Raw genomic sequence first — 17,277 nt, 5'->3', positions numbered from 1 at the left:
GCCATGACGCAAACCGTGGAACTTCCGCTTTGGCTTTTCGTGCTGATCGTGGTCTTTGCCATGGTCACTTTCGCATCGCATTTCCTGTTTCCGTCCGTCCGCTGGTTTTTCCGTCGCAGACTGGAACGCGCGGTGGCGCGCCTGAACCAGCGCCTTCAACGCCCGATCCAGCCCTTCAAGCTGGCGCGTCGACACGACATGATCCAGCGCTTGATCTATGATCCGCAGGTCGGCCAAGCGGTTCAGCAACATGCGCGTGAAACCGGCATGCCCGAGGCCGTCGCCTCGGAGCAGGCACGTCGTTATGCCCGAGAGATCGTTCCGTCCTTTTCGGCCTTCGCCTATTTCAGCTTTGCGATCCGGTTGGCCCGCTTGCTGAGCAACACATTCTACGAGGTGCGGCTTAGCTATCAGGACGAAGAATCCGTCAGGAGCATTGACCCCGAAGCTACGGTTGTCTTTGTCATGAACCACCGGAGCAACATGGATTACGTTTTGGTCACGTATCTTGCAGCCCGACATTCTGCACTGTCTTATGCTGTCGGAGAGTGGGCCCGGGTCTGGCCGCTCAGCCGATTGATCCGGGCGATGGGGGCGTATTTTATCCGGCGCAAGTCCGGCAGCGAACTCTATCGTCAGGTTCTGTCCACCTATGTGCGCCACGCAACCGAAGCCGGCGTAACTCAAGCCATGTTTCCAGAAGGCGGGCTGAGCCTGACCGGGGCTATTGCGCGCCCCAAGCTTGGACTGCTCAAATACATTATGGACGGAACATCGCCACAGGGGCGCGATGTGGTGTTTGTCCCGGTTGCCCTGAATTACGACCGTGTGTTGGAAGACACCATCCTGACCCGCGCAGCACTTGGGACAGAGCGACGGTTTCGCGCACGGATCGGCGTCATCACGCGCTGGATAGTGAAACAGATCTGGCGTCGTTTGATCGGCCGATACAAGCGGTTCGGTCTGGCGTCCGTCCGGTACGGCAGGCCGATCTCTCTCAGGGAATTCCGCGCTGAAGGCAGTGACGACATGATGACGGATTTGGCCCGGGCGCTGATGCAGCGTATCCAGCATGCTATTCCGCTGGTGCCGGCACCAGCGGCCTGTTTGCTGGTGCGCGACAACGGCCCGATGTCCGAAGAAGACGTGCTGTCACAAATCCGACAGATGATGGAGCGCGATGATCCGCAGACCAAGGACAATTCGCAGGCCATATCAAATGCTCTGGATCAACTGGTTGAACGCCGGGTTCTGAACCGACAGGGGAATATGCTGTCCGTATCAGGTCAGCGCGGCGATCTTCTGGACTATTACGCCGCATCCGTCCCAACGGATTCAAGTTACCAGGTTTCTGCAGCCGCAAAATAGCTTTCTGCAACCGCTGGGTCATAAAATTACAATATGGCACCAAAAACGGTTGCAATATTACTCATCGACCAATATTCCAGTCTGTGAAGCGCGCGATTCTGCGTCGCGGCAAAGGCACTGAACAGAGGAGGCCGGCATGGCTTTGGACACCGAAAGTGGTATCGCGTCGTACGAGGCACCTGAAAAAGATCTGTATGAAATGGGTGAAATCCCACCCATGGGATATGTCCCAAAGCAAATGTACGCTTGGGCCATTCGCAAAGAACGTCATGGTGAGCCGAACACCGCCATGCGGCAGGAAGTTGTAGATGTTCCAACCTTGGACAGCAACGAAGTGTTGGTTCTGGTTATGGCCGCAGGGGTCAACTATAACGGCGTCTGGGCCGCTCTGGGGCAGCCGATCAGCCCGTTTGACGGTCACAAAGCACCCTACCATATCGCGGGTTCGGATGCGTCGGGCATCGTTTGGGCCGTTGGCGACAAGGTGAAGCGCTGGAAAGTTGGCGATGAGGTTGTGATCCACTGCAACCAGGACGACGGCGATGACGAGGAATGCAACGGCGGTGATCCGATGTATTCGCCCAGCCAGCGGATCTGGGGCTATGAAACGCCGGATGGCTCGTTCAGCCAGTTCACCCGCGTGCAGGCACAGCAGCTTATGCCGCGCCCCAAGCATCTGACATGGGAAGAAGCGGCGTGCTACACCCTGACGCTGGCAACCGCATACCGGATGCTGTTTGGCCACGAGCCACACGATCTGAAACCGGGTCAGAATGTCCTGGTCTGGGGCGCATCCGGGGGTCTGGGGTCCTACGCAATCCAATTGATCAATACCGCAGGCGCAAATGCAATCGGTGTGATTTCAGACGAAAGCAAGCGTGATTTCGTTATGGGGCTGGGCGCCAAAGGTGTTCTGAACCGTCGCGACTTCAACTGCTGGGGTCAATTGCCCACGGTCAACACACCGGAATATGCCGAATGGTTCAAAGAGGCCCGCAAATTCGGCAAGGCGATCTGGGACATAACCGGCAAAGGCAACAATGTTGACATGGTGTTTGAACACCCGGGTGAAAGCACTTTCCCGGTATCAACCTTCGTTGTGAAAAAAGGCGGTATGGTCGTGATTTGCGCCGGAACATCGGGTTTCAACTGTACATTCGATGTGCGCTACATGTGGATGCACCAAAAGCGTTTGCAGGGCTCGCACTTTGCTCATCTGAAGCAGGCGGCAGCCGCGAACAAGCTGATGGTCGAGCGCCGCCTTGACCCCTGCATGTCCGAGGTGTTCACCTGGAATGACTTGCCCGAGGCCCACATGAAAATGCTGCGGAACGAGCACAAGCCGGGCAATATGTCCGTTCTTGTTCAGGCGCCGCGTACTGGTCTGCGTACCCTCGAGGAAGTCCTGGACGCAGGTTGATAACGCGCCAGGGTTGTAGACAAAAAACGCCCGCGAATCACTTTGCTGGTTCGCGGGTGTTTTACGTTTTTCAGGCCTCTGACAATCTTTCAAATGCTTGCAATTTTGCCCATCGCTATTTTTGGGGAGTAGAAACCGGTGAATAGGCCAAAAAAGATCATACATGTTATGGTTGTGTTAACCCTTCGTTAACTGTTTCAGAGAGACCCTGATGGCGCAAAATGAGTGGATATTGGACGTATTGTCGGACCTCAATGCTTTCGCCGTTGCGAATGGTTTGAGCGCGCTTGCAGAGCAGCTTGATGACACAAGACTGATCGCGGCTGCCGAGATTGCGTCCTTGAAGAACGAGGCACGAGCGCCCGCGAATGGCAACGAAGGTCGATTTGGGTCAAATCCTTCAGGATTTGGAAAACACCAACACGCTTGAAGAACTCAGCGCCGTAGCTGAGCGTTTGCGGGACGCGTTGAAGGTCGAGCACCTGACGTATCACTGGGTTGACGGTGCCGGAGATCAATACGGCTACACCACCTATTCAGACGCCTGGGATGAGCGCTACAGGGAAAAAAACTATCACCGTATCGACCCTGTGATCTTGGGGTGTTTCCAGCGGTTTCATCCGGTTGACTGGAAGTCGTTGGATTGGTCCGGCAAGGTGGCAAAGGCCTTCCTTCTGGATGCGCAAAACCATGGCGTTGGAAATCAGGGGTATTCCATCCCAATTCGGGGTCCAAATGGTCAGTTTGCCTTGGTGACGGTCAACCACAGTTGTGATGATCAAACCTGGAAGAACTTTATCTCGACTTACGGGCGAGATTTGATTCTTGTTGCGCATTACATAAATCGCAAGGCGCTGGAGTTTGAAAAAGACAGGCAGCCGGACTGCCCGCGCAGCTTGTCGCCAAGGGAAATCGACGCGATCACACTTTTGGCGTTGGGATACAGCCGCGCCCAAGTGGCCCATTCCCTGACGATTTCCGAGCATACGTTGCGCGTTTACATTGAAAGCGCGCGCTCAAAGCTGGGTGCACATAACACAACCCACGCAATCGCCACGGCACTCAGCCGGGGATTAATAGTGGTTTAAGAGGCGAACGGCCTCCACACGCAAAATTAACCACGACTCTGTACTCCCTTCGCTCCTGCACAGGACGACAAGGGGAACAAGTCATGTTGCGTTATCTATATGCCGATGAGATACACAGATTTCCGACTCTGGCAGAGGGGATGTTCAAAGATCGTGCGGATCAGTTCAAGACCCGGTTGGGGTGGGATGTCCACGTCAACGAGAAGGGCGAAGAACGGGACGAATACGATGATCTCAATCCGCTTTATGTCATCTGGGAAGAGCCGGATGGCAGCCACGGAGGGTCGATGCGTGTATTGCCTACGACCGGTCGGGTGATGATCAATGAGGTTTTTGGTCATCTGAATGGCGGCAAGCCGATTTGCAGCCCCCTGATCTGGGAGGTCACCCGGTTCTGCCTGTCCCGAACAGCCAGCCCGCATACTGCCGGCGCCATCATGTTGAGCGGCGGTGAAATGATGGAAGGTTTCGGCCTGACGCATATTGCCGGTGTATTCGATGCCCGGATGATCAGAATCTATCGCCTGATCGGGTCATCGCCCGAGGTTCTGGGAACCCAGGGCAGCGGGCGCGATCAGATTTCAGTCGGATTGTGGCCCTATTCCGCGGATGACTGCAACCGTGTGGCAGAGCGTGCGGGCATCCCGCGCGACCTGTCTCGGATGTGGTTCAAGGCCGCATTCGGGCCGAAGAGACAGCACCGGTTCGCCCTGTCCGCTTAAGTGTCGGAAAACGCCAATCCACATCTGGTGATGGCTGGCGCGGCCCTGTAGGGTCGCGCCATGTCCTTGCCGAATGTAACGTTCTCAGATGATCAGGCCGCCGCGTATGACAGCATCGCCGAGATGCTGCGGGCAGCAGGTGTTGATCTGGAAGATGATGCCCTTCTGAAACTGCCGGGCGCAGGAAAATCCGGTGTGATGGCCGTGATCGGCAAAGCCGGCTCGGGCAAAACACTGCTGTTGGCCGAGCTGTACAAGGCACTGGCAGAGACGGGTGTTCAGATCGTGTCCGGCGATTATGAAAGCCGCAAATCGAAAGACAAGCGCAGCCTTGCCATCCTGGCCCCGACGAACAAGGCTGCAAGCGTTCTGCGATTGCGCGGCGTGCCTGCGACCACGATTCACCGAATATTGTACACGCCGGTTTATGATCCGGAATACGAGCGCATTGCGGAATGGCTGGCCGGCAATGACGAACGCCCCGATATCGAAGGTTTGACGGATGAAGCCTTGGATCGCGCGGCTGCTTTTTACCAAAACAACAAATCGATCCCCGGGGCGTTGGCCGCCGCCGGTTTGCGAGGGTCGGATTTCATCACCGGGTGGAAGCGCCGTGATGAACCGCTTGATATCGGGTTCGTCGATGAGGCGTCGATGCTGGATGACCGTCAGTTCGATGATCTCAAAGAGATTTTTCCGACCCTTCTGTTGTTCGGCGATCCGGCTCAGCTGGCACCGGTAAATCAGTCCGGCAGCATGGTGTTCGAGGCTTTGCCCGAACCCAGGAAGCTGACACTTCAGCGCGTGCACCGCCAGGATGCGGACAACCCAATTCTGGATCTTGCGCATGCGCTGGCTGACCCGGAAATGGGCTTCGAGGATTTCGAGCGACTGATCGAAGAAACAGCCCGTAGGGATGACCGAGTTGTCTGGGGCCAGCGGGTTGAGGTCGATCTGATGGCCCGAAGCCCGGTTCTCGTCTGGCGCAACGCCACGCGCATTCGTTTGATACAGGCCTTCCGGAAAGTTCACGGCGCACCGGATACAGAATTGCTGGCAGGTGAACCGCTCATTTGTGATGGGATCGAATTGCCCCTGAAACATCGCAAGAAACGGCTGGACCTTGAGGCGCGTGGGCTGATCAAAGGAGCTCAGGTGGTATATCTGGGGCCGGGACGAAAGCCGGGGTTCTCGCGTCTTCACGTGATGGGGGCCGAAGACCCTCAGGTCAGTGCCGCCTCGATCGTTCAGATCGAAAAACCGGACGAGGAAGAGCCTTTTATTCCCTACGCTGCCCGCATGGGGGCGACCTTTTTGCACGGAGCGGCCGTGACGATCCACAAGGCGCAGGGGTCACAATGGGATACGGTTCAGGTGTTCGCTCCGGACCTCTATGCCGCCGCTCGTATGGGCCGGACCGAGGCCGGACAGCCATTGTGGAAGCGTCTGGCATATGTCGCGATCACGCGCGCGCAAGAGCGGTTGATCTGGGTGGTGCGAAATCGCCTGTCAAAGCCCACGCACCCCCTGCGTGTGGATGACTTGAGGGCGATTCCGGCGGCGTCGCTGACATTGGAGGCGGAAGAGACATGAAATCCATCATCGTAACGGGTGCCAGTTCAGGTATTGGCCGGGCAACGGCCCTGCTGTTCTTGTCTCAAGGGTGGACGGTCGGGCTGTTGGCGCGCAGCAAAGACAAACTGGATGCTCTGGCAAAAGAGCATCAGGCAGCCATCGTCCTGCCTGCGGATGTGACCGACCCGAATGCGGTTGGACGGGCTTTTCGGTCTTTTACAGACCGCACCGGGCGGCTGGATGTTCTGTTCAACAACGCCGGGATCTTTGCGCCGGGCGGCACGATCGACGAGATCGCTCTGGACGATTGGTACCAAAGCGTCAACGTGAACCTGAACGGCATGTTCCTCTCCGCGCGTGAAGCTTTCAAAATCATGCGTCACCAAAATCCACAGGGCGGTCGGATCTTAAACAACGGCTCGATAGCGGCACATGTTCCGCGCCCGAATTCGGTACACTATTCGGCCACAAAGCACGCCATTACAGGGCTGACGCGCAGCCTTTCGCTGGATGGGCGTCGCTTTGGAATTGCCTGCGGGCAGATCGATATCGGAAATGCGCGCACGCAGATGGTTCAGGGCCTTGTGGACGCGGCGCAATCCGCGGGTGAGACACCAGACCCGACGATGGCCGTGGAAGACGCCGCGCGTTCGGTTCTGCATATGGCAAGCCTGCCGCCCGAGGCCAACGTGCAGTTCATGACCGTCATGGCCACGACCATGCCCTATATCGGCCGAGGATGACGGTTACTTTTCTCGCAACAGCCGGAAGGCTGTCGAGGCGCCCCAGCCTGCCGCGATCGCTATAACCAGCGACATCAGACCGTACCAGACGGGTTGCTGGCGGGACATATTGTACAAAAAACGCTCTAGGCCAACTTTCCGGACATCAATGATCGTTTCATATTGCGAGACGACCTCTCCGCCACGGGTCAGGAAAATCCGGGCGGTATAATCGCCTTCGGTCAGGTCGGCGGGCATATCGATCGAGGTGCGGAACAGGGTCTGTTCATCCACTGCCACGGTATTTTCGCGGATCGAATACAGGTGTTCGTGTTCTCGAATTCTTATTACGGCGTCTGCAAAATCCTGTGCGCCCCGGATATGCATCGCGGCACCGACCGAGCGGATCGCGCGTTCGATCGAAATCCGGTAGCGCAGGTCTTCGGTGTCGGACAGGATGTCGTCAAAGGGTCCGCTGGTTGCGACGGCGTAAAAGCTGGGTGCAAGATCGACAAGAACACTGTCGGTGTTCACCCAGATCCCAAGCTTGCGTTCCTTGCGTCGCACGGTGACAGGTTCGGACGGACCAGCAACCGCGACGATGACTTCGACCGGAGGGCCTGAAGGGATTGGGGTTTCCCGCTTGATTGCCCCAAATATCAGAAGTTCCGATCCGTCGAATGTCGCGGTGATGGCAACCCGGTCCTGGCTGAGACCAAGGACAACCTGCTCTTCCGCCGCCAAAGCGGGCATGCAGAACAAGCACAGGGCGGCAATAAACGAACGCAACATCCTCAGTGCCCTCCACCGCTGCCAAGCGAGTAGAGCTCGGCAGGTTCAATAAGCAGATCAAGTGCCAGCTTGCCACATACGGCCAGTACCAGAGCGGCAAGCAGCACGCGCAATTGTTCCGCCGGCATGCGGGCTCCGATCACGGTTCCGATCTGGGCGCCAATGACGCCGCCCACCAGCAACAAGACCGCCAGAACAACATCAACCGTATAGTTGGTGGTGGCGTGCAGCATCGTGGTGAAGGCTGTCACAAAGATGATCTGGAACAGCGACGTGCCGACAACGACCTTGGTCGGCATACCCAGCAAATAGATCATGGCAGGAACCATGATGAAGCCGCCGCCAACGCCCATGATCGCGGACAAAACCCCAACGCACAGACCGACCAAAGCTGGCGGGATGACCGAGATATACAGGCCCGAGGTGCGGAAACGCATTTTGAAGGGCATGGCATGGACCCAGCCCCGCTGCCGACGCTTGGCAGGGGCCGCGCCGCCTTTCTTGGCTTTACGCAGGGCCCTCAGGCTTTCGACAAACATCAGGCTGCCGATGACGCCAAGAAAAACAACGTAACAGAGTGTCACCAGCAGATCGACCTGACCCAGGCTTTTGAGATAGTTGAAGACAACCACGCCCAGAGCGGCCCCAACAAGCCCGCCAACCAGCAATACCGTTCCCATCTTGAGGTCCACGGTCTTTCGTCGGAAATGTGCCAGAACTCCGGAAAAGGATGATGCGACGATCTGATTGGCTTCGGTAGCAACAGCCACCGCCGGCGGAATACCGATGAAGAACAGCAGCGGGGTCATCAAAAAGCCGCCACCGACACCGAACATGCCGGACAGGATGCCGACCATACCGCCCAACCCCAACAAGAGGAAAGCGTTTACTGAGACTTCGGCGATGGGCAGGTAAATGTGCATGGTACCGTTACTTTGCGTATGGCCGTGGCTTGCCTGTTATGGGTTGAGATTTCAAGGGTGGTAATTGTCGTGTGCCGTGGGTCAAACAACATCAAACTCCCCCGGGTTCCGCCAAAGAAAAGATCTCTTCTGGCGGTAGAAAAAGGTCAAACCCGATTTTACCGGCGACGCCCATGACAAGAAGCGCCAAAAGGATACGCAATTGTTCGGCTTTCAGACGTGCACCAATCTGCGTTCCCAATTGCGCACCCAAAACACCGCCCAGCAACAGGAACAGGGCGAGGACAACATCGACACTGTAGTTGGTCGACGCATGTATCATCGTTGTGAACCCGGCAACGAAAATGATCTGGAACAGGGATGTCCCGATAACCACCTTTGTCGGGATGCCAAGGACATAGATCATTGCGGGAACCATGATGAACCCACCGCCGACTCCCATGATCGCCGACAGAACACCAACGCCGAAACCGACCAGCGCCGGAGGTATGACAGAGATGTAAAGTCCAGATGCCGGGAACCGCTTCTTGAACGGCAGGGCGTGAACCCAGGTTCGCTGACGTCGCTTGGGGGCAGGACCATTGCCTGACTGGCTGGCCTTTCGGATGGCCGCAAGGCTTTCGATAAACATCAGGGTTCCGATGGCGCCCAAAAACACGACATAGCAAAGCTGTACCGCCAGATCGACCTGCCCGAGATGCTTCAGGAAATTGAAAACCACCATTCCAAGGGCCGCACCAAACAGCCCTCCGGCCAGCAGAACGCTTCCCATTTTCAGGTCCACGGTCTTGCGTCTGAGATGGGCCAGCAAGCCCGAAATAGACGAGGCAACAACCTGATTTGCTGATGTGGCCACAGCAATCGCCGGGGGTATGCCGATAATGAACAGCAACGGGGTGATCAAAAACCCGCCTCCAACCCCGAACATGCCGGACAGAATGCCGACAGCCCCACCGATCCCCAAAAGCAGGAATGGGCTGACAGAAACTTCTGCTATGGGAAGGTATACGTGCATACCCTCTTAGAACGGTTGCGGCATGCAAAATCAACTCTGCATGCCGCTCCGCAGCGAACAGGACTGAAACTCAGTTCGGAACTGGCCTTATCAGCGCTCTTTGACGTAGGGTTCTCCGCCCGCCCGAGGTGGGATGGCTTTGCCGACGAACCCGGCAAGAATCACCACCGTCAGGATATAGGGCAGGGCGTCCATCACCTGCACGGGAATCACGACGCCACCCAGGTCGATATTTTGGAACCGCAGCGCGATCGCTTGCAGCAGACCGAACAGCAAGCAGGCCCACATGGCATGCCACGGGCGCCACTTGGCAAAGATCAGCGCGGCCAAGGCGATAAAGCCACGACCAGCGGTCATTTCCTTGACAAATCCTGCCTGCAAGGCCGTAGCCAGATAGGCGCCTGCAATACCGCACAGCACACCACAGATGGCGACGGCGGCGAACCGCAGGCCAACAACCGAGACACCGGCGGTGTCCACTGCGGCAGGGTTCTCACCCACCGCCCGCAGGCGCAGACCGAACCGGGTGCGATACAGAATCCACCACGTGGCCGGAACCATCAGGAACGCGACATAAACCAGGATCGAGTGGCCCGAGAGCAATTCGGAATAGATGGGACCAATAATCGGCACACCGCTGAGGGACTCGGCGAATGGGAAGTTGATCGGTTCGAACCGGCCCCCGCCAAACAGGGAGGGTGTCCGCCCACCTTGCTGAAACCAGCTTTGCGCGACCAGGACAGTCAGGCCCGAGGCCAGAAAGTTGATGGCCACGCCCGATATCAATTGGTTGCCCCGAAATGTGATCGACGCCAGCCCGTGCAGCCCCGACAGCAACAATGAGGATGCGATACCGGCCAGCAGGCCCAGCCACACGGACCCTGTGACAGCTGCGATTGCAGCCGAAAAGAACGCTGACATCAACATTTTGCCTTCGAGACCGATGTCGAAAATCCCGGCCCGTTCCGAAAACAGACCGGCCAGACAGGCAAGCAGCAGTGGCGTGGACAGGCGAATGGTCGAATCCAGAACCTGAATGAGGGTTACGAAAAATTCCATCACTCAGCCCTCTTCCGCATACCCAGGAACAGCTTTTCAAGCGGCATGCGCACCATATTGTCCAATGCGCCGGTGAACAGGATGACCAATGCCTGAATGACCACGATCAGTTCCCGCGGAATCGAAGCCCACAGCGCCAGCTCGGCGCCGCCCTGATACAGAAATCCGAACAAGAGCGCGGCCAGAAACACGCCGAACGGATGTGAACGCCCCATCAGAGCCACGGCGATGCCAATGAAGCCCGCGCCCTCGGTCGAGTTCATAACAAGTCGCTCGGCTTCGCCCATGACGTTATTGATGGCCATCAGCCCCGCCAGTCCGCCGGAAATCAGCATCGCGACAATCGTGATGCGCACAGGTGAAATACCGGCATAGACAGCGCCAGTCTCGGAATGGCCGTAAGCCCGGATTTCATAACCCAGACGCGTGCGCCAGATCAGTGCCCAGACAACGACGCAGGCAAGCAATGCGATGAAAAAGGTGATGTTCGCCGGGGCGCCGCGGAAAACAACGTTCTCTGCGGTCGAGAACATTTCCTGGAAAGAGGGCAGATGCACGCTTTCAGAGAACCGCGCGGTGGCCGGGTCCTGCGACCCTTGGGGGCGCATGACATTGACCAGCATGTAATTCAGGAAAGCAGCGGCGATGAAGTTGAACATGATCGTGGTGATCACGATATGGCTGCCGCGCTTTGCCTGAAGATAGGCCGGAATGGCTGCCCAGAGCGCGCCGAACAGCATCGATGCCGCACAGGCGGCAAGCAAGGCAATGCTCCAATGCGGCCAGTCGACATAAAGACAGACCATGGCCACGCCCAGCCCGCCCAGCATCGCCTGACCTTCGCCCCCGATGTTGAACATACGGGCATGGAAGGCGACGGCCACCGCAAGACCGGTAAACATGAAGTTTGTCGCGTAATAGAGCGTATAGCCCCAACCATAGGTCGACCCCAGCGCACCAGTGACCATCAGTTTGACGGCTTCGACAGGGTTTTCGCCAATGGCGAGGATGACCAGCGCCGAAAGGATTGCGGCCAGTATCAGACTGATCAGCGGGATCAGAACGACATCGGCCCATTTAGGCATTTTTTCCATGTTACGCGGCCTCTCCCGCAACACCGGCCATCAGAAGGCCCAGTTCTTTTTCATCTGTCTCATGGGGCAGGCGTTCTCCCATGATATGTCCGTCAAACATCACCGCGATCCGGTCCGAGAGCGAGAAGATTTCTTCCAGTTCGACCGATACCAGCAGGATTGCCTTGCCCTGATCACGCAGCGCGACAATCTGTTTGTGAATGAACTCGATGGCGCCGATGTCCACGCCCCGCGTGGGTTGCCCGACCAGCAACAGGTCGGGGTTGCGTTCAATCTCGCGGGCGACAACGATTTTCTGCTGGTTGCCGCCCGAGAAACTCTTGGCTGCCAACCAGGGATTGGGCGGGCGGACGTCGAATTTCTCGATCTTGGCTTCGGTATCGGCGCGCAACGCAGCGTTGTCCATGAATATACCGCGTTTATAGGCCGGGTCGCGGTGATACCCGAAGGCCACGTTTTCCCAGGCGTGGAAGTCCATGATCAGGCCTTCGCGCTGCCGGTCTTCGGGCACGTGGGCAATGTGTTGCGCGCGGCGGGCCTGACCATCTGATCCGGCCCCACTCAGTGCCAGCGGTTCGCCGTTCAGCTTGATCGTGCCCTGTCCGGGGCGCATTCCACCAAGAACTTCCAGCAGTTCGGATTGACCATTGCCCGCCACGCCGGCGATGCCGACGATCTCACCTGCGCGCACGGTCAGGTCGATATTTTTGACCCGTTCAACGCCCGCCGAATCAAAAACGCTGAGATTTTCGATCTCGAGAATGGGTTTGCCGGGCGTCGCGGGCACTTTGTCGACTTGCAGCAGAACCTTGCGGCCGACCATCAGTTCGGCCAACTCCTCGGGGCTGGTCTCGGATGTTTTGACCGTGGCCGTCATTTGCCCGCGCCGCATAACCGACACCGTGTCGGTGTTTTCCATAATCTCGCGCAGTTTGTGCGTGATCACGATGACTGTTTTGCCCTCGGACCGCAGTCGGTCGAGAATGCGGAACAGCTGATCGGCTTCGGCTGGGGTTAACACGCCGGTCGGTTCGTCCAGAATCAGAATTTCGGCCTTGCGGTACAGTGCCTTCAGGATCTCGACCCGCTGCTGCATCCCCACGCCGATCTCGTCGATGCGCTTGTCGGGATCGACGAACAGTTCGTATTCTTCCTCGAGCTCTTTCAGCTCTTTGCGGGCTTTTGCCAGTGATGGCGCCAGCAACCCGCCATCCTCGGCGCCCAGTACGATGTTTTCCAGAACTGTGAAATTTTCCACCAGCTTGAAATGCTGGAACACCATCCCGATGCCCGAGGCGATGGCCGCCTGGCTGTCCGGGATGTCGGTCTTTGTCCCATTGATCCAGATCTCACCTTTGTCGGCTTTGTAAAAGCCGAAGAGAATGCTCATCAACGTGGATTTGCCCGCGCCGTTTTCACCGATGATCCCATGGATCGTACCGGGTGCAACGCTGATCGAGATGTCTTTGTTGGCCTGAACTGGCCCAAAGGCCTTGGATATCCCTTTGAGCTCAATGGCTGGGACGGTCATGTCTTGCCCTCAACTGCCGAGAAACCCATCCAGCTGTCCGCTCGGATGGCGAAGTGGGTGGCGAGGCGGAAGGCACTCTCCCGCCCCGCCCGTAATCAGAACTGCAGTGCCGGGCAGCTGTCGTTCTCGTAATAGCTTACAACATTGATGTCGCCGTTGATGATCGCCTTGCGGGCTTCGTCGACGGCGTCGCTCATGCGAACCGAAACAAGCTCTTTGTTGTTTTCATCCATGGCAACGCCAACCCCATCTTCGGCCAGACCCATGGTGAAAACGCCGGTTTCGACGTTTTCGCCTGCTTTCATCGCTTCATAAACAGCGACGTCCACACGCTTCAGCATCGAAGTCAGCACTTTGCCTGGGTGCAGGTGATTCTGGTTGCTGTCCACACCAATCGACAGGATGTCTTCGTCAGCTGCAGTTTGCAGAACACCTACGCCGGTTCCGCCGGCAGCAGCGTAAATCACATCAGCGCCCTGGCTGATCTGTGCTTTTGTAAGCTCCGAACCTTTTACCGGATCGTTCCAGGCAGCAGGCGTTGTTCCTGTCATGTTGGCAACAACATTGATGTCTGGGTTCACGGCCTTCGCGCCCTGGGCATAGCCGCATCCGAAATGGCGAATCAACGGGATGTCCATGCCTCCGATGAAACCAACGGTGCCGGATTTCGACGCCATGGCGGCCATCATGCCGACGAGGTAGGACCCTTCGTGCTCGGCAAAGCCAATCTGGCGGATGTTTGGAGCGTCCAGCCAAGTCACGTCAACAGCGACGAATTTGGTGTCGGGGTAGTCACTTGCAACAGCGGCCAGGGCGTCAGCGATTCCGAACCCCATGGTGATGATCGGATTTGCACCGGATTCCGCAAAACGGCGCAGGGCCTGTTCGCGCTGCGGTTCTGCCTGAATTTCGATTTCCAGATACTTGCCGCCGGTTTCATTCGCCCAGCGCTGCGCGCCGTTATAGGCGGCCTCGTTGAAGGACTTGTCGAACTTGCCGCCCAGGTCAAAGATCACGGCCGGCTCGGCCAGAACCGCTCCGGCTGACATTGCGACCGCAGCGGCAGCACCCATCAAGGATTTCATCAGGGTCATTTCAGTCTCCCAATATTATTTTGTTGGCACAGGGTCAGATTAGCCCCGTTCACCCACTTTTAGCGAGCATAACTGTTGTGATGGCGGGTATTAAGGGGGTTTGCAACCACCATGGTCAAATGAATTCTGACCAAATGGTCTAAAAAACGGGCGATTGCCGTTGGGGCAGGCGGCATTCCATTACAAGTGCATCAGTTTTTTGGCCCGTTTCGCGTGCATAGTACGCCTTGCGCAGCCCGCACTGCCGATATCCGCATCGATTGTACAGGGAGATGGCCGCAATGTTGTCGGCCGCGACATCCAGAAAGGCACGGGTTGCCAGCAAATCGATCGCCTGATCATGCCATTCCTGCATGAGTCGAAGTGCCAGGCCCTGCCTTTGAAACGAAGGGTGGGTCGCAATTGTCAGCAACTCGGCTTCGCCCGCAATCACCTGAAACAGTGCAAAGCACCGGGAATCTCCGACGGCATAAGTAAAGCGGTTTTTAAGAAGGGCGGCGAATTCGTCTTCTGTCCAGCCGCGCGATTGCGAAAACGCTGCGGCATGGGTCGATGCCATCTCGTGCGGCGTCATTCGTTCAGCAGGACAGGGGGTGTATCGCGGGACGGAGCCGCATCGGCGGGCCTTACGTACAAAGGTGCAGGCGGCAAGCTGGTGCGATCCCAGTGCCGTGCGGCCAGCCGGGCAATGGCTTGTGCCAGCAAGGCAGGGTCAGAGCAGGAATACAACGGCCCGCCAAGTTCCGCTTCGGCCCGAGGCAAGAGACACGGATCGGCACCGGGCATTTTCACATAAACCTGGTCGCGCGGGGCAGGGATCGCCGGTATCTGCCCGTCTTCCGCCAGCTCACGCAAGGCATCGAAGCCGGAAACTCCGACCGCAGGGATTTCAAGCCCAAGTGCAAGACCGCGCGCGGCCGAGACCGAAATACGGATGCCGGTGAAGTTACCGGGCCCTATCCCAACGCCGATCGCGTCCAAACTGGCCCAATCACATCCGGTTTCCGCCAGCACGTCTTCCAACAGCGGAAACAATCGTTCGGCTTGTCCGCGTGACATTGCTTCGGCACGAGACGTCACGATTTCGCCATCACGCAACAAAGCGGCCGCGCAATGCGCGGCCGATGTGTCAAACGCCAGAATCGTCGGGTTAGACGGCAACAGGGCGAACCTCGGTCACTTCCGGAATGTAATGGCGCAGAAGGTTTTCGATACCCATCTTCAGGGTCAATGTCGAAGACGGGCAACCCGCGCAGGCCCCCTGCATGTGCAGATAGACCACGCCGCGATCAAACCCGTGGAACGTGATATCACCCCCATCCTGAGCCACGGCAGGACGCACACGGCTGTCCAGCAAGTCCTTGATCTGGTTGACGATATCAGCGTCCTCACCAGAGTGCTCGGCATGGCCCGAGGCCCCGGCGGAATCTGCGCCCATAACAGGTTGGCCGGATTGATAATGCTCCATCACCGCGCCAAGAATGGCCGGTTTGATGTGGTCCCACTGTACGTCGTCCGATTTGGTAACGGTGACAAAATCGTTGCCAAAAAACACGCCAGTCACACCGTTGACCGCAAATATGCGTTTGGCCAGAGGCGATTTTTCGCCCGCTTCCGCAGTTGGGAAATCCGCTGTTCCAGCTTCCAGCACCGTTTGGCCGGGCAGGAATTTCAACGTGGCCGGATTGGGGGTGGATTCGGTCTGGATGAACATGTGGGCGCTCCGTCTGATATGCTTCTGATATGCGCGCAGGCGCACGGGAAGTCAAGATTTGGAACGATTCTAAATTGTGGAAGAGTATTCTAATGCGTCATCCAGACGGTCATCGCCCCAGAACAACTCTTCCCCGGCCAAAAAACTTGGTGCACCAAACAGACCAAGCGCCTTGGCGCGGGCAGATTGTTCAAACAGGGCCTGTTTTATGTCCGTGTCCCCTGCGCGGTTCATCACGCTGCTGTGCACCCCTGCTTCGTCGAGGCAGGAGGCCAGAACGCTGTCCTCGGAGATATTCTGCCCGGCGCCGAATTCGGCGCTGAAGACGGCCCGAACAAACGCCGCCCGTTCCCGATGATCCTCGATGGCCAGAGCCAGACGCGCTGCCCTGAGCGAATTCTGCGGAAAAGGATCGGGCTTTGCAAAAGGAAGCCCGCGCGCCTTGCACAGACGTTCCATATCGCGCCACATGTACCGGCCTTTGGCCGGATACAGGTTGAAAGGTGAGGTGCGCCATCCCTGTTCCGCGAAAATCGGACCCAACAGGAACGAGTGCCATTCGATGGCGACGCCTTTGTCTTGCGCGGCCGCTTCGATCCGCATCGCGCTGAGGTAGGAATAGGTCGAGGCGAATTCGAACCAGAACTGTATCGTTTTCGCCATCGCCGCTCCTCAGGTTATTTCTTCCAGTTTCTCTTTGCTCAGATTACCTGGAACGATCGTGATCGGAATCGGCAGGCTACCCGAGTTCTTTGTCAGTTGAGTCACCAACGGACCGGGACCTTTCTTGTCGGTCCCCGCCCCAAGAACAAGAACACCAATCTCGGGATCGGACTGAACATGTTCGATGATCTCTGGCACGGGATCGCCTTCGCGAATGGCCAGTTCAGGTTCCACGTTCTGTTTGTCCCGCATCCATTTGGCAAACACTTCGAAATGCGCGTGGATACGTTCGCGGGCTTCTTCACGCATGGTTTCGGCCACACCGATCCAGTGATTGAACTCGTCAGGCGGGATGACGGAAAGGACCGTCACACCACCTCCGGTATGGGCAGCCCGCATTGCGGCAAACCGCATCGCGTTCAGGCATTCGCGGCTGTCATCCAGAACGACTAGGAACTTACGCATGGGTATCCTCTTTAGGTTTCCGGGATCATGCC

General features: G+C 57.5%; 18 protein-coding genes. 6 read left to right on the top strand and 12 right to left on the bottom strand.

The window, feature by feature from the left end; all coding sequences use genetic code 11:
- Positions 1–3: 3 nt before the first annotated feature.
- The 6 genes from GS605_RS13050 to GS605_RS13025 all read left to right on the top strand — a co-directional run bounded on the left by GS605_RS13050 (position 4) and on the right by GS605_RS13025 (position 6,916).
- On the top strand, positions 4–1,368 hold the full coding sequence (locus GS605_RS13050) for a 1-acyl-sn-glycerol-3-phosphate acyltransferase (protein WP_171724262.1): 1,365 nt from the start codon (positions 4–6) through the stop codon (positions 1,366–1,368).
- Positions 1,369–1,504: 136 nt separating this feature from the next.
- Positions 1,505–2,788, top strand: coding sequence for a crotonyl-CoA carboxylase/reductase (gene ccrA / locus GS605_RS13045; RefSeq protein WP_171634911.1), 1,284 nt, complete (start codon positions 1,505–1,507; stop codon positions 2,786–2,788).
- A 368-nt stretch (positions 2,789–3,156) separates the two neighbouring features.
- Entirely contained in the window at positions 3,157–3,876 is a 720-nt protein-coding gene (locus tag GS605_RS13040; protein WP_171724261.1) for a LuxR family transcriptional regulator, read from the top strand.
- Between the two features lie 83 nt (positions 3,877–3,959).
- A complete protein-coding gene (locus GS605_RS13035) occupies positions 3,960–4,598 on the top strand; it encodes an acyl-homoserine-lactone synthase (protein WP_171634909.1) in 639 nt (212 codons plus the stop codon).
- 60 nt (positions 4,599–4,658) lie between these two features.
- Positions 4,659–6,191, top strand: coding sequence for an ATP-dependent RecD-like DNA helicase (locus GS605_RS13030; RefSeq protein WP_171724260.1), 1,533 nt, complete (start codon positions 4,659–4,661; stop codon positions 6,189–6,191).
- Complete coding sequence (locus GS605_RS13025) at positions 6,188–6,916, top strand: SDR family oxidoreductase (RefSeq protein ID WP_171724259.1); 729 nt, start codon at positions 6,188–6,190, stop codon at positions 6,914–6,916. The genes GS605_RS13030 and GS605_RS13025 overlap by 4 nt, the downstream gene beginning before the upstream one ends.
- A 3-nt stretch (positions 6,917–6,919) precedes the next feature.
- On the opposite strand, the gene GS605_RS13020 is transcribed toward GS605_RS13025, so the two are convergent.
- The 12 genes from GS605_RS13020 to GS605_RS12965 form a co-directional block, all read right to left on the bottom strand.
- The gene (locus tag GS605_RS13020; protein ID WP_171634903.1) at positions 6,920–7,687 is read right to left on the bottom strand and encodes a TIGR02186 family protein; all 768 of its coding nucleotides are present in this window, start codon (positions 7,685–7,687) and stop codon (positions 6,920–6,922) included.
- A gap of 2 nt (positions 7,688–7,689) precedes the next feature.
- On the bottom strand, positions 7,690–8,610 hold the full coding sequence (locus GS605_RS13015) for a sulfite exporter TauE/SafE family protein (RefSeq protein ID WP_171634900.1): 921 nt from the start codon (positions 8,608–8,610) through the stop codon (positions 7,690–7,692).
- A gap of 91 nt (positions 8,611–8,701) precedes the next feature.
- Positions 8,702–9,625: a sulfite exporter TauE/SafE family protein gene (locus tag GS605_RS13010; protein WP_171724258.1), complete on the bottom strand. Its 924-nt coding sequence runs from the start codon at positions 9,623–9,625 to the stop codon at positions 8,702–8,704.
- A 90-nt stretch (positions 9,626–9,715) separates the two neighbouring features.
- Positions 9,716–10,684, bottom strand: coding sequence for an ABC transporter permease (locus GS605_RS13005; RefSeq protein WP_171634895.1), 969 nt, complete (start codon positions 10,682–10,684; stop codon positions 9,716–9,718).
- Positions 10,684–11,778, bottom strand: coding sequence for an ABC transporter permease (locus tag GS605_RS13000; protein ID WP_171634892.1), 1,095 nt, complete (start codon positions 11,776–11,778; stop codon positions 10,684–10,686). The genes GS605_RS13005 and GS605_RS13000 overlap by 1 nt, the downstream gene beginning before the upstream one ends.
- 1 nt (position 11,779) lies before the next feature.
- On the bottom strand, positions 11,780–13,309 hold the full coding sequence (locus GS605_RS12995; RefSeq protein ID WP_171634889.1) for an ABC transporter ATP-binding protein: 1,530 nt from the start codon (positions 13,307–13,309) through the stop codon (positions 11,780–11,782).
- 95 nt (positions 13,310–13,404) lie between these two features.
- The gene (locus GS605_RS12990) at positions 13,405–14,403 is read right to left on the bottom strand and encodes a BMP family protein (RefSeq protein ID WP_171634886.1); all 999 of its coding nucleotides are present in this window, start codon (positions 14,401–14,403) and stop codon (positions 13,405–13,407) included.
- Positions 14,404–14,542: 139 nt separating this feature from the next.
- Positions 14,543–14,977 (bottom strand): N-acetyltransferase, encoded by a 435-nt coding sequence (locus tag GS605_RS12985; protein ID WP_171724257.1) that lies wholly within the window; start codon positions 14,975–14,977, stop codon positions 14,543–14,545.
- The gene (tsaB, locus tag GS605_RS12980) at positions 14,974–15,564 is read right to left on the bottom strand and encodes a tRNA (adenosine(37)-N6)-threonylcarbamoyltransferase complex dimerization subunit type 1 TsaB (protein WP_171724256.1); all 591 of its coding nucleotides are present in this window, start codon (positions 15,562–15,564) and stop codon (positions 14,974–14,976) included. Before tsaB ends, GS605_RS12985 begins: the two co-directional genes overlap by 4 nt.
- Positions 15,554–16,117, bottom strand: coding sequence for a NifU family protein (locus GS605_RS12975; RefSeq protein WP_152456863.1), 564 nt, complete (start codon positions 16,115–16,117; stop codon positions 15,554–15,556). Before GS605_RS12975 ends, tsaB begins: the two co-directional genes overlap by 11 nt.
- 69 nt (positions 16,118–16,186) lie before the next feature.
- Entirely contained in the window at positions 16,187–16,780 is a 594-nt protein-coding gene (locus tag GS605_RS12970; protein WP_171724255.1) for a 2-hydroxychromene-2-carboxylate isomerase, read from the bottom strand.
- 9 nt (positions 16,781–16,789) lie between these two features.
- On the bottom strand, positions 16,790–17,245 hold the full coding sequence (locus GS605_RS12965) for a universal stress protein (RefSeq protein ID WP_171634880.1): 456 nt from the start codon (positions 17,243–17,245) through the stop codon (positions 16,790–16,792).
- Positions 17,246–17,277: the final 32 nt, after the last annotated feature.

The organism is Ruegeria sp. HKCCD7559 (assembly GCF_013110575.1).
In the GTDB taxonomy this organism is placed as follows: domain Bacteria; phylum Pseudomonadota; class Alphaproteobacteria; order Rhodobacterales; family Rhodobacteraceae; genus Ruegeria.
Note: the sequence above shows the minus strand (reverse complement) of the source record. Positions and strands in the feature narration are given on the sequence as shown.

What these genes read in the sequence shown, in the direction of transcription:
- GS605_RS13050 (WP_171724262.1), top strand. Translation starts at nt 4, where the DNA reads ATGACGCAAACCGTGGAACTTCCGCTTTGGCTTTTCGTGCTGATCGTG.
- ccrA (WP_171634911.1), top strand. Translation starts at nt 1,505, where the DNA reads ATGGCTTTGGACACCGAAAGTGGTATCGCGTCGTACGAGGCACCTGAA.
- GS605_RS13040 (WP_171724261.1), top strand. Translation starts at nt 3,157, where the DNA reads ATGGCAACGAAGGTCGATTTGGGTCAAATCCTTCAGGATTTGGAAAAC.
- GS605_RS13035 (WP_171634909.1), top strand. Translation starts at nt 3,960, where the DNA reads ATGTTGCGTTATCTATATGCCGATGAGATACACAGATTTCCGACTCTG.
- GS605_RS13030 (WP_171724260.1), top strand. Translation starts at nt 4,659, where the DNA reads ATGTCCTTGCCGAATGTAACGTTCTCAGATGATCAGGCCGCCGCGTAT.
- GS605_RS13025 (WP_171724259.1), top strand. Translation starts at nt 6,188, where the DNA reads ATGAAATCCATCATCGTAACGGGTGCCAGTTCAGGTATTGGCCGGGCA.
- GS605_RS13020 (WP_171634903.1), bottom strand. Translation starts at nt 7,687, where the DNA reads ATGTTGCGTTCGTTTATTGCCGCCCTGTGCTTGTTCTGCATGCCCGCT.
- GS605_RS13015 (WP_171634900.1), bottom strand. Translation starts at nt 8,610, where the DNA reads ATGCACATTTACCTGCCCATCGCCGAAGTCTCAGTAAACGCTTTCCTC.
- GS605_RS13010 (WP_171724258.1), bottom strand. Translation starts at nt 9,625, where the DNA reads ATGCACGTATACCTTCCCATAGCAGAAGTTTCTGTCAGCCCATTCCTG.
- GS605_RS13005 (WP_171634895.1), bottom strand. Translation starts at nt 10,684, where the DNA reads ATGGAATTTTTCGTAACCCTCATTCAGGTTCTGGATTCGACCATTCGC.
- GS605_RS13000 (WP_171634892.1), bottom strand. Translation starts at nt 11,778, where the DNA reads ATGGAAAAAATGCCTAAATGGGCCGATGTCGTTCTGATCCCGCTGATC.
- GS605_RS12995 (WP_171634889.1), bottom strand. Translation starts at nt 13,309, where the DNA reads ATGACCGTCCCAGCCATTGAGCTCAAAGGGATATCCAAGGCCTTTGGG.
- GS605_RS12990 (WP_171634886.1), bottom strand. Translation starts at nt 14,403, where the DNA reads ATGACCCTGATGAAATCCTTGATGGGTGCTGCCGCTGCGGTCGCAATG.
- GS605_RS12985 (WP_171724257.1), bottom strand. Translation starts at nt 14,977, where the DNA reads ATGACGCCGCACGAGATGGCATCGACCCATGCCGCAGCGTTTTCGCAA.
- GS605_RS12975 (WP_152456863.1), bottom strand. Translation starts at nt 16,117, where the DNA reads ATGTTCATCCAGACCGAATCCACCCCCAATCCGGCCACGTTGAAATTC.
- GS605_RS12970 (WP_171724255.1), bottom strand. Translation starts at nt 16,780, where the DNA reads ATGGCGAAAACGATACAGTTCTGGTTCGAATTCGCCTCGACCTATTCC.
- GS605_RS12965 (WP_171634880.1), bottom strand. Translation starts at nt 17,245, where the DNA reads ATGCGTAAGTTCCTAGTCGTTCTGGATGACAGCCGCGAATGCCTGAAC.